The sequence below is a fragment of the Aliiruegeria lutimaris genome (genome assembly GCF_900099935.1).
Lineage (GTDB): Bacteria > Pseudomonadota > Alphaproteobacteria > Rhodobacterales > Rhodobacteraceae > Tropicimonas > Tropicimonas lutimaris.
On record NZ_FNEK01000100.1, the window covers coordinates 1 to 13,692 of the forward strand.

13 protein-coding genes are annotated in these 13,692 nt (G+C 60.0%); 7 read left to right on the forward strand and 6 right to left on the reverse strand.

The annotated features are described in order from the left end of the window. The 5 genes from BLR85_RS25580 to BLR85_RS25600 form a co-directional block, all read right to left on the reverse strand. On the reverse strand, positions 1–630 hold a 630-nt coding region (locus tag BLR85_RS25580), incomplete at its 3' end, for a tyrosine-type recombinase/integrase (RefSeq protein WP_093164176.1). A 400-nt stretch (positions 631–1,030) separates the two neighbouring features. Next, positions 1,031–2,224 (reverse strand): carbohydrate porin, encoded by a 1,194-nt coding sequence (locus tag BLR85_RS25585; protein ID WP_093164150.1) that lies wholly within the window; start codon positions 2,222–2,224, stop codon positions 1,031–1,033. A gap of 8 nt (positions 2,225–2,232) precedes the next feature. Continuing rightward, positions 2,233–2,961 carry a DUF3299 domain-containing protein gene (locus BLR85_RS25590; RefSeq protein ID WP_093164154.1) on the reverse strand — a complete coding sequence of 243 codons (729 nt, stop codon included), beginning with the start codon at positions 2,959–2,961 and terminating at the stop codon, positions 2,233–2,235. Positions 2,962–2,969: 8 nt separating this feature from the next. Continuing rightward, positions 2,970–3,791, reverse strand: coding sequence for a hypothetical protein (locus BLR85_RS25595; RefSeq protein ID WP_068317274.1), 822 nt, complete (start codon positions 3,789–3,791; stop codon positions 2,970–2,972). A gap of 175 nt (positions 3,792–3,966) precedes the next feature. Continuing rightward, the gene (locus tag BLR85_RS25600; RefSeq protein WP_244520877.1) at positions 3,967–5,355 is read right to left on the reverse strand and encodes an amidohydrolase family protein; all 1,389 of its coding nucleotides are present in this window, start codon (positions 5,353–5,355) and stop codon (positions 3,967–3,969) included. A 202-nt stretch (positions 5,356–5,557) separates the two neighbouring features. On the opposite strand from BLR85_RS25600, the gene BLR85_RS25605 reads away from it, so the two are divergent. The 5 genes from BLR85_RS25605 to BLR85_RS25625 all read left to right on the forward strand — a co-directional run bounded on the left by BLR85_RS25605 (position 5,558) and on the right by BLR85_RS25625 (position 11,846). Continuing rightward, on the forward strand, positions 5,558–6,568 hold the full coding sequence (locus BLR85_RS25605; RefSeq protein ID WP_170844763.1) for a helix-turn-helix domain-containing protein: 1,011 nt from the start codon (positions 5,558–5,560) through the stop codon (positions 6,566–6,568). 1,011 nt (positions 6,569–7,579) lie between these two features. Next, positions 7,580–8,665, forward strand: coding sequence for an ABC transporter permease (locus BLR85_RS25610; RefSeq protein WP_170844764.1), 1,086 nt, complete (start codon positions 7,580–7,582; stop codon positions 8,663–8,665). A gap of 2 nt (positions 8,666–8,667) precedes the next feature. After that, positions 8,668–9,453 carry an ABC transporter ATP-binding protein gene (locus BLR85_RS25615; RefSeq protein WP_093164164.1) on the forward strand — a complete coding sequence of 262 codons (786 nt, stop codon included), beginning with the start codon at positions 8,668–8,670 and terminating at the stop codon, positions 9,451–9,453. A 9-nt stretch (positions 9,454–9,462) separates the two neighbouring features. Next, on the forward strand, positions 9,463–11,202 hold the full coding sequence (locus tag BLR85_RS25620) for an MlaD family protein (RefSeq protein ID WP_093164167.1): 1,740 nt from the start codon (positions 9,463–9,465) through the stop codon (positions 11,200–11,202). Between the two features lie 8 nt (positions 11,203–11,210). After that, positions 11,211–11,846 (forward strand): ABC-type transport auxiliary lipoprotein family protein, encoded by a 636-nt coding sequence (locus BLR85_RS25625; protein ID WP_170844765.1) that lies wholly within the window; start codon positions 11,211–11,213, stop codon positions 11,844–11,846. Between the two features lie 269 nt (positions 11,847–12,115). Here BLR85_RS25625 and BLR85_RS29675 read toward each other — a convergent pair whose 3' ends face one another. After that, positions 12,116–12,346, reverse strand: coding sequence for a hypothetical protein (locus tag BLR85_RS29675; RefSeq protein WP_093164173.1), 231 nt, complete (start codon positions 12,344–12,346; stop codon positions 12,116–12,118). 385 nt (positions 12,347–12,731) lie between these two features. On the opposite strand from BLR85_RS29675, the gene BLR85_RS29680 reads away from it, so the two are divergent. Both BLR85_RS29680 and BLR85_RS25635 read left to right on the forward strand, forming a co-directional pair. Beyond that, the gene (locus tag BLR85_RS29680; protein WP_212635167.1) at positions 12,732–12,878 is read left to right on the forward strand and encodes a hypothetical protein; all 147 of its coding nucleotides are present in this window, start codon (positions 12,732–12,734) and stop codon (positions 12,876–12,878) included. 221 nt (positions 12,879–13,099) lie between these two features. Beyond that, a partial coding sequence (locus BLR85_RS25635) for a tyrosine-type recombinase/integrase (RefSeq protein WP_170844766.1) occupies positions 13,100–13,692 on the forward strand: 593 nt, incomplete at its 3' end.

The following is a 13,692-nucleotide window of genomic DNA, read 5'->3' on the forward strand; positions in this document are numbered from 1 at the left end:
GTTCAACTGCCGGGGCGAGATCTGGTTGATCTTCGGCTTTCCGGGGAAGAGCCAGCCTTCTGGCCGCGCCTCGCACCAGTAGTCGCGCAGAAGGTCCAGCAATCCCGGCGACAGCATGACCTTGCGGTCCTTGCCGCCCTTGCCCTGCTCGACATGGATCAGCATCCGGTCGCTGTCGATATCGCCGATCTTCAGAGCGCAAACCTCAGCCGCTCTGAGCCCGGCGCCATAGGAGATGCTGAGCGCGGCCCGGTACTTCAGGCCCGGCCCGGGCGCTGCCATCAGGATGTCGGACACCTCCTCGACGCTGAGCACCACCGGCAACTTCCGCGGCTCGGTGCGGAATTGCATGTACCGTTTCATGTCCTCGCGGCCGCAGGTCATGCCGAAAAAGAAACGCAGCGCCACGATCCGGGCGTTGAAGGTCGTCGGCGAGACGCCCGTGTCGGCCATGTGCAACTGGTACGCCCGAAGCTCCTCCGGCGTGGCCGTGTCCGGCGAGTGACCGAGGAACGCGGCAAAATCCTTGATCGCCCGGATATGCGCCTTCTGCGCCTTGTCGCCCATCCCGCGGATACGCATGTCCTCGATCATCCGCTCACGCAGCGGCGTGGTTCTCTCCTCCGTCATGGGAGCCTCCTGTCTGTCGATTGAGAAGACCCCAATCGTCAGGCCGTAAGCCCCATCAACAAAGCGTGGCAGTCAGATCGGCGCGTAACACCTGATGCGGGCGCCAATGCCGCGAAGCGGCTTCGTCCTGGGGCCGTTCACGACGGTCGGAAACCATGCTGCGTGTGCGAGGTGCCGTGACCTGCCAACGGCAGGATTGCGCAGTTCTCACTCCTTCAGAGCAATTGACCAAATGACCGGAATGTCCGCACAGTGTGAGTTCGTGCGTGTCGCAGCGAACGGCTACCTATTCTGAAGCTGACCTTCGTGGTTCGCGCGGCGAACGACGGCTCCGAGCCCATTCTGGACATTTCCTACGTCACTTTTGAGCGACTGCTTCTGACGAATTCAATGCGGCACTTCAGAATACGATCCTTGCCCGCAGGCCGAGGATGGTCAGGTCGTCCTGGCCGGGGTTGAGCAGCGGGTCGCGGATATACTGGATCGAGGGAGTGATCTGGAGATCGGGCGAAATGTTGAAGCGGTAGAAGGCTTCGGTGGTAAACTGGGTTTCGTCGATATCTTTCGCCTCGGCCCAATTTAGACCAATCCCGGCGAGATCATTGTTCCGACGATACCATCCCAAACCTGTGGAGAGGGAGCGTTCGTAGAGCGCGGCCGTGCCCTCGGCAACGCCGGCCCTCAGGAACGGCATCCATGTATTGTCGATGAACCAGGCGGCGGAGAAGGCCGCGCCTTTGTCCTCGGCCCGGCTGCCATCCTCGGCTGCGTCCGACTGCCAGACGGTCAGGTGGATATTATCGAAATAGATCCGGTCGGTGCCGCTGGTATAGCCGATCTCGATGGATTTGAACGTTTCGCCGGTTTCGAACACATCGAAACTCGGCTCTGTCGGGTCCCCCTTCGCGTCGGCCACCGCGCCCACAACATAGAAATTCTCACCCAGCTTCACACCGCCCGCAATCCCGAGGCCGGGATTGGGCACGTTGATCGTTGGATTGGTGTTGAAAGCGAGGTTCTGGAACGAGGTCCAGGGGCTGACGAGGCCGTAGACGTCCACGAAATCCGTCAGGTCGAGCTGGCCGATCTGGACCGTCCATCGGCCCTCGGGATCACGCTGGGTCCAGAACAGGTTTGTCAGCATCGTGCCGTTGTCGTTGAAGGCGGTGCCAGTGATCGACAACGCGCCGGAATCGAAGCCGAAGAACTGCGGGGCAATGTCACCGTAGGCCCGCCGGTTCTCGATTTTGAAAGTCAACGACCCGTTTTCGGTGGCCTGCCAGTTGCCGTAGAAACGCAGTACGCCGCCGCCCGTCTCTCCTTCACCCAGATCGCTGTCGCTCCACTGGCCGAGCGCAAGGTAGTCGAGGTTGAACCGGAAGCCGTTCTCGGCCAGACCGTCCTTCCAGGAAAAGTACCCCGGCAGCACGTTGCGTGGAAATTCTGTGCGCGGCTGCGGATCGGTCAGCCCATCGTCGGGCGTCAGGTCCGCTTCGACGGATGACGGGCCAGAGAGGCCCTGTTGGGCCAATGTGGCATTCGGAAGCAGCGACAGGGCGAGCAACGTCGCCGCCCCGTATGTGGATCTCGACATGGGGTCTCCTACTCGCCGGTCTGGGCCTTGTTCGCCTTCAGCTTCGCACGGAGTTGGTCTACCCATTCCGAGCTGGCATCTGCCGCAAGTGGCGCAGCGGAGTAGGTTTCCACCGCGACGGCATCCAGCCGCCACGTCGCCGCCATCGGCACTTCGCCATCGACCACCCGAAAGACCTCTTGCGTCGGATGGATATGGAGCCGACCGGTCAGGCTGACGGGCTGGTGCATGTATTCGGGGGTCCAGTCCGATACAAGCCGCACACGGATCATCTGGTTCGGCATGGGCGGAGGCATGTGGCTGCACATGCCGCGCTGCTCGACGAGATAGACGACGGATGTGCCGTCGGTCTCGGGGGGAGCGGGAATTGCGAACCCCGAAATCGTCACCTCCGCACCATCGAGTTCCGGGTTGCCGGCAGAAGCTGCCTGCTCCCGACGCTCTGCGACGACCCAACGTTGCGAGATCAGCCACTCTGCATCAACGCCATTCTCGGCCAATTCGGCTTCGCGCGCGGCCAGTTGGGCCGATACGGAGGGATCACCGGCTGCCACCTGCTGACGCAAGCGAGCGACCTCTACCAGGTCGTCAAGCTGGCCTGGCGAGAGGTCGCGGTACGGGTCTTCGAATACCTGGGTAGAGGCATCGAGCAGATCGCTCCAGCCGATCTGCGCATTGTCGGCCATCGAAGCACTTGCCAAGATGCCCAGCCCAAAGGCGGCGAGAAAGATTCGCATGTGCACTCCTATCTGATGGGCGCAAGAAGCGCCGCGCGTGTGGCCGGGTCAATCGGGGATGCAGGTGGATTGGGCTGGAAGGGGTTCTTGACCACCGGGCTGATCTGGAATGTGTATTTCAAGTCTGACGCAAAGCTGTCGGGGGCGATCACGTTCTTCTCGACAGCGAGATTGAGTTTCACCAGCTGTTTGCCGATTGCTGCCGTCTTGGCAAGGGTCAGCCCGATCGGAACGGTCCAGCCATCGTCGGTGTCAGCGTTCCAGTCATAGCTATTGGTGGGGCCGGTCCCAATCTGCCATCCGTCCCCAAGTCCGTAGAACAGGAAGTATTGCAGCGAGGTGATCGACGTCTCCGGGCCGTTGCCGCCAATCTTCTCGTTATGGAACGGAAACAGACCGGCCACCCCCCAGTCAAAGGTCTTCACCGCCAGAAAGCTTGGGCCGAGGGTCCAGTTCTCCGACGACAGATCGGTGTAGGTCGGGATTGATCCGACGATCCCAGCGCCCAGTGTCCAGGCCCCGGATTGCCAAGAGTAGAGAAGATCGAAGGGAATATCTCCGAAGGAATCGACGTTCTCGAACGCCAATTCCTCAGCGTTGAAGCCGGGTTGATCCCAGACATAGGGAAACGCAGGGCGGAAGATCAGATTGTTGCCGTTTGGCAGCTTGAAGGGCAACACCGGCTGGAATGTCAGGGTCAGGCTGTCCTGATCGTCGGCACCCGGGAGGTCGCCGTCAAATGTCCGGTACTCAAACTTGAAGTTCAGCGTGGCATTCGCCGCGCCCGGATTGGCCAACTCCTTGGCGAGCTCGTCAATATTGGGGCCCACTTGCGCTTGAATTGCACAGGGTACCAACGCCAGAACGGCAATGCAGGGGCTGAGATGTTTCAGGGTCGCGACTCCAAGTCTGACAGGAAAACGGTCGCGACACCCGGAAGCTTCGCTCTCCATTCAAATAAAGAAAGGCGGGGCGGCCGAGATAGGAAACCGCCCCGATGCTCGATCAGTTCAGCGTGTTCTTGTAGATTTCGCCGTCCTTCATGATGATCCGGATCGTCTCCGGGCTCTCGGGCCGCGGTTCCGCATCGAACCACTTGTCGCCGGTACCCGTTACCGAGAAGTCCTCCAGCGGGTTGCCGTCGATCAGAAGGATATCCGCATAAGCGCCTTCCTCGATCACGCCGAGCTTTCCTTCCGGGTAGGGATTCGTGAAGTCACCGCTGAGCGCCACGAGCTCGCCACCCGTCGATGTCAGGGTGACCATTGACGTGTAGGGGCCGAAGAACTCGTTGCCCAGATACTTCTCATAGGCGATCTGGATGTTGCACGCCTCGACCGAGCCAACACAATCCGTCTGGAAGGCGCGTTTGACTGGGCATTCCTTCATGTTCGGAATGTAGTTCTCGAAGGTTGCCGATGCAGATATCGCTTTCCGGAGGCTGGATGGCTGGTTCTTGACCGCCGGTACGTCCAGTAGACCCGGGTCGAAGGCGGTCAAGTTGGTCGTGAGGTACGCGCCTTTTTCGTTCATCAAAGCCGCAATCTCGCAATCGAAATGAAAACCATGTTCGATCGACATTACACCCGCTTCGAGTGCGCTCATGATCGCTTCCTTGCGGTAGGAATGCGCCATGACATAGGTGCCATATTCACTGGCAACCTGAACGGCGGCTTCGATTTCTTCCTTTGATCCGGCGAGCAATTGCCACGGGTCGAAGGCCGAAACGACCCCGCCCGACTGCATGAATTTCAGCTGTGTCGCGCCCATGCGCAAGTTGTTGCGGCCGAACAAGTAGACATCGTCCACGCCGCTGACTTCCTGCGCCATGTTCAGGCGGCTGAAATTGGTGTCGGTCCCCGGTGGCGATGTGAAATTGGCGAAGTCGGCGTGGCCGCCGCGCGTGCTGATGAATGCGCCCGAAGCGTAGTGACGCGGACCGACGATCTGGCCGGCGTCGATGGCGCGCCGCAGGCCGCCATTTGCGCCGCCCGCGTCGCGCACCGTCGTGAATCCCTGCATGAGATACATCTCCGCCATCCGCGTGGCATGAATGCCGAAGTCTTCCCAAGTCGAATTTGCCTCCATAGCGGAGAGGGACGGCCCCATCAGCGCCAAATGCGCGTGAGCCTCGATGAAGCCCGGTGTCAGCGTCCTGCCGCCACCGTCGATGACCTCCGCGTTCGGTACTTCGATGGCCTCCGTCGAAACCGTCTTGATCAGGTTGCCTTCGACCAGAACAGAGCCGTTCTCGATCAAGGTCTCACTCACACCGTCAAATATATTGACGTTGGTAAACAGCACCTGGCGCGGTCGGTCGTCCTGCGCCGAAGCGGTCGTTGCAATCCCGGCGACCAGAGCAAGGCCGGCGACCGAGGCAAGGAATCTCATCATATACATCTCCCGTTGGATCAGACCCCTTTGCGGGGCGCTTGGCTGAGAGACATCCTAACGCACAAAAAAATCCCGCTTCTGTCCGTGGAGGTCACTGAGGGCAGGTTTTTTACCCATTCAGACTGCTCTCGAGAGTTTTTCCCTATTCCCGTTGCCGTCGGATCCTATGCTGCTTGCAATTGGAAGTGCGGATATCGAATCAATGACCCACAGGCTGCCACTCGTCAAACTGAGCCTTCTTCGCCCGTTTGCGAGTGAACTCCGCGAACGTGGCATTGACCCGGAACCCGTCTTCGAAAGCGTCGGCCTGATCGAAGAGGTGACCCTTGACCCCGACCTGTCGGTCCATGTCATGGTCGCCACGCAGTTTATCGAGAATGCGGCCGTTGTGGCCAACGACAGTTTTCTGGGCGCGCATGTCGGGAGCAAGCTTGATCTCGGCGGCTGGCCGGTTCTGGCGGACGCCGAAGCGCGGGCGAGCACCGTCGGAGACTACCTGTCGATCTTCATCGCACGGGCCAACGAGATTGCAAGTTCGGCCACCGAATACCTCAACATTACCGGCCAGGTGGCGGTCTTCGGCGAAACGCGAACCTTTGAGCCGACGATCCTGCCGGCTCAGAACGACGCCTTCATGGTGGCTCTCGGCTGGGCCATTCTCCGGCGGGCGCTTCGGGACGAGGTGGACCCATCGAGAGTGACCGTTGTTGTCTGCGATCCTTCGGCCCTGCCACCGGAATTCGACCTGATGCACCCGGTGAAGGGCGACCGGATGGGGTTCAGCATCCGTTTTCCCTCCGCCTGGTTGTCCGCTTCGTTCGAGACAATTTCTACTGGTGTGGCACCCAAGGAGAGGCTCGACGCCACTGTCGGTGAATTCGTACATTCCTTTCGGCAAGTGGTACGCGCCCACATTGGGCAAGGCGCTCTGAGCGCAGCGGAATGTGCAGCCCTCGCATCGATGAGTCAGCAAAAACTGAAACGCCGCCTTGCCGCCGAAGGAACCAGTATAAGCAATGAGATCGGATTCGTCCGGCAAGAATATGCACGGGCCGCCCTCGCCGAGACCAATCGGTCAATCTCTGATATCGCCACTGCATTAGGCTTCACGGACGTTGCCAATTTCACCCGAGCCTTTCGCCGCGCAAATGACATGACACCAACCGCATATAGAAAGCTGCAAAAGACCGAGGATGACGACTCCACCGGATAGTTCGGCCGAACCTGGCATTCATCGGTACAAATGCAGTGACCGCAGAGTCCCGCACACCGACGTTTCAGCCTACCAAAATGCTGCGACATGCACGAACGGCCAGTTCGACGGGCCGCACCGCAGCATGACCGAGACTGGGTGAATGGCAGGTCTGGGCCGGTCGCGTCGCCTGCCACGTCGTCGGCGCTGTTTTTGCAGTGGTCGCTATCGCCGCATAGTTGACCTACCGGCCGACGCGGGTTTTGGCCCCCTCTCCTCTCTCCCCCGATCCGGCGCTTCGGCAAGTCGATCATGCTATCCGCAGCGAAAGACCCTAATCCGCCCTTCTTGCAGGTTTCTGCACCCGCGAGAAAGAGGCTCAACGTCAAGATATCACTACGCACAAGGTCCAAAGCTGTCGCCTCTATTGAAGGCACCAAAGCCAACACTAGATATGCGCCTCACTCGATTTTCGTTTATGTCGTAGCTACATAATTTTAGAAATTCAAGCCGATGGCGATCACGCTACGACATACGCTCCGGGCGGGATGCTGTGCACGGCCGCTGCAATCCAAAAACACTCCCCCTGCCCTCTTCTTCCCGATGGATTGAAAATCCTCGTGTCGGTGGTTCGATTCCGCCCCCGGGCACCACTTATTTTGATTTTTCAATATTTTTCTGACACTTGCGCCCCATCGGGTCTCTTTTATCCACCCCAATGCCACCCTGAGCGTTGCCCTCGCGCAATAGGGAAGGGAAGCGCTTCTTTACTTCCCAATGGCGTTATTGCGTAACTCGCCCTTAGTTCGGGCTACGCAACTACACTGTTTGCATCCAGACGCTTTCGGACTAGCCGTAAAGCATTCTTAGGAAATGGAGCTAATTGCTCGAAATAAGGTGTAGCATTCCCGCGGCAATGCTGGGACTGCTTGCAGAATCAGGTTTCTTCTCAGACCGTTCGCAATGTGACAGTGTTTGGAAATGGACAGGTTCGGGAAACTCGCAGGCGGCGAATTTGAAGTCAGGAAAGAGATGGGTGTCATCCGTTTCGTTCTGGCAGGCACGCTTGGAATCAGAGACCTGCCCGATCTGGAGCCGAGCTTGCGCGCGCTGACCGGCGATCAGCCAGTTTTCATCGACCTTGAGCGCGCCGAACTCATCGATACCAGCATTGCTTGGATCATCCTGTCGACCCGGAAACGCCTTGAAGAAAAAGGACAGTGCAAAATCTCTGGCGCCTCTCCGAATGTGGCCCGGATTATCGATACCATCGCATCAGCCATCCCCGAGCCGGAGCCCTCCGCCAAGGAAGGTCCTTGGCTGGCCGGTTTTCTTGGCCGGCTCGGCTCTGGTGTCGTCAATTCCGGAGTAATGTTCGCGCGTTTTGCCGGTGTTCTGGGGCTGTTCATCGTCCGGCTTGCGCAATCAGTGATCCATCCCCGCGAATTCAGGCTGACAGCGCTGGTCCATCAGTGCGAGGCGGTTGGGCTTCAGGCGGTTCCCATCGTCGCCCTGATGTCGTTCCTGATCGGGGTCGTGCTCGCCTTCCAGGGCTCCGCCCAACTCCGCCAGTTCGGGGCCGAGGTCTTCGTCGTGGACCTGATCGCGATCTCGATCCTGCGTGAACTCGGCATCCTGCTGACGGCAATCATCGTCGCGGGGCGCACCGCTTCCGCCTTCACGGCATCTATTGGGTCCATGAAGATGCGCGAGGAAATCGATGCGATGCGCACGCTCGGCATTGATCCGGGTCATGCGCTCGTGGTCCCACGGGTCCTGGCGCTGGTGCTGATGTTGCCGATCCTCGGCCTGATCGCGGATGGGGCCGGACTTTTCGGAGGCGCGTTGATGTCATGGCTCGAACTCGGCATTTCGCCGGCCATGTTCGCCACCCGGCTCGTCGACGGAACCGAAGTTTCCAATGTCTTCGTCGGCCTCGTCAAGGCGCCGGTCTTTGCCGTCTTGATCGGGGTCATCGGCTGTCAGGCCGGGCTGCAGGTTGGCAAGACCGCCGAGTCCCTCGGCAAGATGACCTCGTCGGCCGTCGTCGCTGCGATCTTCGCGGTGATCCTCGCAGATGCCGTCTTCTCGATCTTCTTCCAGCAGATCGGTCTCTGAACATGACGGATACGGTGATTGAAATCCGTGGGTTACAGAACCGGTTCGGCAGCCACGTAGTTCATGACGGTCTCGACCTCGATGTGTATCGGGGCGAAATCCTTGGGGTCGTCGGCGGCTCGGGCACGGGAAAGTCCGTCCTTCTCAGGACGATTGCGGGGCTGAACAAACCCAGTGCGGGGTCGGTCCGCTTGCTCGGCACGAACATGCAAAGCGCGACCGAAGCGGAGCTTGACGCCGTCAGCGACCGTATCGGCGTGATGTTCCAGGACGGTGCGCTGTTTTCGTCGCTTACTGTGCTCGAAAACGTCGAGGTGCCACTGAAGACAATCCCCGATCTCCGTAAAGAGACGCGAGAGGACCTCGCGCGGTTGAAGATCTCCCTTTCGGGCCTGCCCTGGAACGCGGGCGACAAGTACCCGGCCGAGCTTTCAGGCGGAATGCGAAAACGCGCGGGGCTGGCCCGCGCCCTGGCGCTTGATCCGGAGATTGCCTTTCTCGATGAACCCACCGCCGGGCTTGACCCGATCGGCGCCGCCGCCTTTGACGAGGTGATACGGGACTTATCCCGAACGCTCGGACTCACGGTTTTTCTCGTCACCCATGACCTAGACACGATCTACGCCGTCTGTGACCGGGTTGCAGTGCTCGCCGAAAAACGCGTTCTGGTCACTGGCAGTGTTGCCTCGATGGCAGAAGTCGATCATCCGTGGGTCCGTGAGTATTTCCTCGGGCCGCGTGCTCGTGCCGCGCGCGGCACGATTGATGCGCGGCCCGCAAAAGGCTAATCCAAGATCATGGAAACCCGCGCGAATTATGTCCTTGTCGGAGCATTTACCCTCGCGGGGTTCATCGGGCTCTTGTTGTTCTTCGTATGGTTCGCGCAGGTCGAGCTGGATCGGCAGTACGACTATTACGATATCGACTTCTCGACTGTCTCCGGTCTGACCAACGCCTCGGACGTCAGGTTTGCCGGACTTCCTGTTGGGCAGGTCGTTGATGTTAGGTTGTCGCCGGATGGCAACGGCCTTGTCAGAGTGCGCATCGAAGTGGCCGCCGAAACGCCAATTCGCGGTACCAGTATTGCGACCATCGAGTTGTTGGGGGTGACCGGCGTTTCCTTCGTGAGCCTGTCCGCCGGAGACCCGCGCGATCCCCTGCTTGCGATGCCTGCGACAGGCAATGTTCCGATGATCAATTCCGGACGATCGGTCCTGCAGGCGATCAGCGAGGATGCGCCGACGATTGTCGAGGAAGTGCTCTCGGTGAGCCGTCAACTGGGCCAACTGCTTGGGCCCGAAAACCAGGCGCGGGTATCCACGGTACTGGCAAACCTCGAACGCTCCACCGGCGATCTCGAGCAGGCTCTTGCAGATTTCTCGTCGGTCGCAGACACTATCGCGACATCGAGCGATGAACTGGTGGCCTTCACGGCGAAGCTGGACGAAATCTCCGCCGCCACGGCAAGTGTTCTGGAAACCGCAGATACGACGCTGGTCAGTATCACGGAAATCGCACGCCGGGCCGAGGGCACGCTGGACAAGGGCGATGCAGTGCTCGAAAGCGGCCAGACCGCTCTCGCATCGGCCGATCTCTTCATCACCCGGGACTTGAATCGCGTGGTCGAGAACCTGGCCGCGACTTCGGAAAACGTCCGTCGGCAAATCGACAGCCTTGCGGCTGACACAAGTGCCACGATGGAGGAGTTTCGCAAGACAGGAGCGTTGGCCGGCGATTTCATACTGAAGGCAGATAAAACCTTGGAGACCACCGACATAACGCTCGCCGACATGTCGGTTGCTGCGGTCGCGGTAGAGGAAGCCGCGACAGAGTTCGACCTTCTGGTATCGGAAAGCGGTGCCGCATTGGTGAGCGAGGCCCGTAGCTTCATTTCTGATGCCGGGCGCGTCGTGGAGGCCGCCGTCAAGGTGGCTGAGACCGACCTGCCGGCGATCATCGAGGACATTCGCGGCGCGACCGAAACCGCCGCACGCGTTATCGAAGAGGTCGGAACCGATCTTTCCGCAGTTGCAGGACGGGCCGACGCGATCTCGGCCAATGTCGCCACCACGCTCGATTCCGTGTCTAGGACCTTCACCAACGCAAACGATACACTCGACCGGTTGAACACGGCGTTGGAGACCGGAGACAGCGCGCTTGCGGCCGCCGACCGGGTTCTTACCTCGGCTGATCTTCTGGTGAACGAAGACCTCGGCCCGTTGACCAATGAACTGCGCGCAGCGCTTTCTCGGCTCGACACAGCGATTGTACTGGTTACCGAAGACCTTCCCGTCATCACGAGCGAATTGCGCAGGGCAGCCGAGACCGCCAACGCGGCCTTCAACGAGGTCGGGCAAACCGCGACAAGCCTCGGTCCGCCTCTGCGTTCGTTTGCAAACGAGGGACTGCCCCAGTATTCCCGCCTCGCGCTCGAAACCCGTGAACTTGTCGGCAATCTCGACCGGCTCGTGAGGCGGATAGAACGCGACCCGGCGCGCTATTTCCTTGGCCGCGATGAACCGGCCTTCAGACGATGAGATTTCCCATGTTTCGCACAACGCTGTTTGCCGTCGCCGCCTCCATTACGCTGGCGGGATGCTCTGCCGTCGGCGCGCTCAACCGCGCAAGTGAACCACTCGATGTCTATGATATCCGGGCTCCGAAATCGCTTGCCGTGGCGCGCGGGCGTCCTCAGGGGATCGATTTCATCATCGAGGAGCCCACCGCCAGCGGTGTTCTCAATACCGACCGGATCGTTGTACGGCCTTCGTCGGCTCAGGTCCAATACCTGCCGGACGCAAGGTGGAGTGAAACCGCCCCCTCGATGATACGGTCTGCATTGATCGAAAGCTTCGAGCGTACGGGGGCATTCCGCTATGTCGGCCGCAGCCCGTTGGCCCTTTCCGGAGATGTGGCCCTGGTGACGAACCTTTCAGAGTTCCATGCCGAAATCCTGCCCGATGAGGACTCGGGAACGGTTCGGATGACTCTCGTTGCCCGATTGGTGCGCGAAGACAATGCCACTATTCTGACCAGTCGGACCTTCACCCGGGTGGCCGCCCTGGCCGACGCTGCCACACCGACTATCATTGCAGCCTACGAGAGTGCCGCACATGAAATCCTGTCTGATCTCGCGGAATGGGTTCTGGAATCTCGCGGGATCGCCTTCGGCTCATCGTGAGCGCGATTGTTTTTCAACTTCCGGCGTTTCGATCCAGCGACTTCGCACCGGACCGGGGAAGGCATTTCGTCACTGACGCCATTTTAGGGGCGACATGAGAGCCCCCTAAGAGAACCATGAGTCCGATTGAACAACAATCCGCTCTTGAGACCTGAGTAGCGGATAGAAAACGTTTACGCCAAGACGATGAAATTCCGGAGCCAGCGCGAGCGTTTGGTCGCAAAGCCCGAATTTGACCTGCAGAGAAGGGTATTCGGGTTGGACGGTCCTCAGGCCCGTTTGGCGGAATGGACAGCAATGTAGTGGAATTCGGCACTTCTCATCCGCAGTTCTGCGAAGTGACGCGGGCTCAAAGGTTCCAACTCGCGGAGCGTTTTGCGATAGACCGCCCGCCGACGGCGCCAGTCTGCGAAGTCCGCGTCCAATCGAGCCATATCCAGTCCGAAGGCCGGAGCCGCAACGGCGTAGTCGATCAAGGTAAGGCTCTGATCGGCCGACATGGAAACGTGCTCTCGACATCGTCTGTCCACCCCGGGAATGAACCGCCCCGTCCAATCACTCGGAACGCGCACAGAGGCTGTGAGAGCGCGCCTGGCGCACGCTGCTGGGTTGCGGGCAGGCAGACACCAGATGCGCTGAATGAGCGTCCTGCACGCTCTCGGCACACTCACCGCATCACCGCGCCGATACATCGCTCCACAGCCCTCGAACGCACCGTACCCGACTTGCAGCTCGATCCTCGTCCGTCTCTGCTCCGGTGCGAGTTCGATTTCCGATCCAGTACGCTTGTCGCGCTTGTCGGCCACCTTGTCCTGGATGCGAATGAGGAGACCACCCTCGGATCGATCGACTATGGTCGAAGGTCAATCGTGAGATCACGATGTCATGCCTATCGGAAAACGCCTTGAGGTTCAGGATCTGTTGCCGGGCCGGTGCGTGCTTGTAGAGACTGCCTTTCGGCTTCGCGCCATGGGTGAGGATGACGTGGCCGTGGATACGCTTGCGCTCTGTGTCTTCGTTCATTGCGACTAATTATGTGGTTACAACGTTAAAGGAAAGTGCAGGACGCGACATACAACGCTAAGTCCGGCTACACCTTCCAGCTTATCACCTCAGACCACCGCAGAGACGTGCACGCACTGCATAACGGCCATTCCGGCGCACGCAACCCACAGAAAAACATGGGAAACAGCCCGACGGTTCGACCCGCGTCTGCTATAATGTGTTCAGCACCAGAATTGAGCGAGCACTGCATGAAATCCACCGACAAGACCGTCCGCGGCGCCTGCGAGGCGTGGCTCAAGACCGCCCGTCGCAACGGGCTCGAGGCCGCCACCCTGAAGGCATATCGCAGCCACGTGCACATCCATATTGAGCCGAGGATGGGGGATCGTCTGCTGAGCGATCTCTCCCGCTCGGATATCCGCGACTTCATGGACGAGCTGCTGGATGACGGCGTTTCCCGGGCCCTCACCCGCAAGGTCATGGTCAGCTTCCGCTCCATCCTCTCCGAGGCCGTCGAGCGCGAATGGATGGCGGCCAATGTCGGGCTGGAGGTGAAGATGAAGCGTTCGAAGCGTGGCACCGAGGAGCGCGTCATCCCGACCAAGGACGAGATCCGCACGATCCTCGAGCACACCCCGGAGAGCCATCGCGCGCTGCTCGTCACCGCCATCTTCACCGGCATGCGCGTCTCCGAGCTGCGTGGGCTGACCTGGAAACATGTCGATCTCGATCGCGGGGTGATCTTCGTTCGCCAGCGCGCCGACGAGCAAGGCAAGCTCGGCGCGCCCAAGAGCCGCGCCGGAGTGCGGGATATCCCGATGGCGCCGATGGTGAAGAACAC